The organism is Streptomyces sp. SID11385, from assembly GCF_010548245.1.
In the GTDB taxonomy this organism is placed as follows: Bacteria; Actinomycetota; Actinomycetes; order Streptomycetales; family Streptomycetaceae; genus Streptomyces.
Map to the genome: position 1 here is coordinate 1 of NZ_JAAGLR010001043.1, position 1,201 is coordinate 1,201.

The 1,201-nt window shown below is 75.1% G+C and carries 2 protein-coding genes; one reads left to right on the forward strand and one right to left on the reverse strand.

Translation table 11 applies throughout. From position 1 onward, the window contains the following. On the forward strand, window positions 1-413 hold a 413-nt coding region (locus G3I42_RS31945), incomplete at its 5' end, for a PucR family transcriptional regulator (RefSeq protein ID WP_164291179.1). 112 nt (window positions 414-525) lie between these two features. On the opposite strand, the gene G3I42_RS31950 is transcribed toward G3I42_RS31945, so the two are convergent. Continuing rightward, window positions 526-1,201 (reverse strand): alpha/beta hydrolase (locus tag G3I42_RS31950; protein WP_164291180.1); only part of this gene is annotated, 676 nt, incomplete at its 5' end.

Sequence of the window (1,201 nt, forward strand, 5' to 3'; positions counted from 1 at the left end):
GCCCCGTCGCGGGCCCCGCGCGGCTCGCCACGGCGCACGCCGAGACCGTCCGCTGCCTGCGCGCCCTGCACGTCCTCGGCCGCGCGGGCGAGGGCGCATCGGCCGCCGAACTCGGCTTCCTCGGCGTCCTGCTGGGCGACGACAAGGACCTCGACGGCTTCGTCGACAAGACCCTCGGCCCTCTCCTCGCCTACGACGCCCAGCGCGCCACCGAACTCGTCCGCACCTTGCGCGCCTACTTCGGCGCGGGCGGCAGCCTCGTCCGCGCCAAGGAGACCCTGCACGTCCACGTCAACACCGTCGTCCAGCGCCTGGAACGGGTCGAGGCGCTCCTCGGCCCCGACTGGAACACCCCGGAACACGCGCTGGAACTGCAACTCGCGCTGACGCTGGAGCGGTTGCGGGAAGGGTGAGGGGGGCAGGGGCGGCTCGGTAGCGGGACGGTGGTACCGGGGCGGCTCGCCGGTACGGGGACGGGGCGGCCCCCGCGTGGAAGCGCCGCCCCGTCCCCGTACCGCCCCTCGTTCAGCCCCGTCCCGCCTTTTCGAGCAGCAGTGCGGCGATCCTCGCCGCCCCCGGCTCGCCCGTCAGCAGCGTGTAGTGGTTCGTGCCGGGAACCGGTTCCGGGGTGACGCGCGTGTCGGCGAGCGCGGCCTCGGCGAGGCGCTGCTCGTCGTAGAGGCCCTGCGGCTCGTCCATGAGGCCGCGCTCCGCCCACAACAGCGTCGCGCGTGACGGCAGTCGGCGTACGGCGGCGAGCACATCCGGGTCGAAGAGCCCGACGCCGTCGGTGCGGACCGCCTCCAGGCGGCACGAGGACCGCAACTCCGGTGCGCGGCCCGTGAGATCGCGCTGGATGTACGCGTCGACCTCCGCCGTCCACTGCTCCGCGAACGCCGGGTGGACCTGCCAGAAGTCGCGGTAGGCCGCCCGGTCGGGGAAGGTCATCGAGAGCCGGTCCATCGCGGGGCCGATGACGGCCGTCATCAGCTCGTCGGGCGAGAGGTGCGTGGGCGCGGGGAAGCCCACGCCGCCGTCCACGAGCAGCAGTTCCCCGAAGGACCCGGGGTGCCGCACGGCGGCGAGCGCGGCGACGAACGCGCCCATCGAGTGCCCGGCGAGCACGGGCCGTTCGAGGCCGAGCGCCGCCACCAGCGCGGCGGCGTCGTCCGCGTGCGCCGCGATGCCCCAGGGTCCCGGC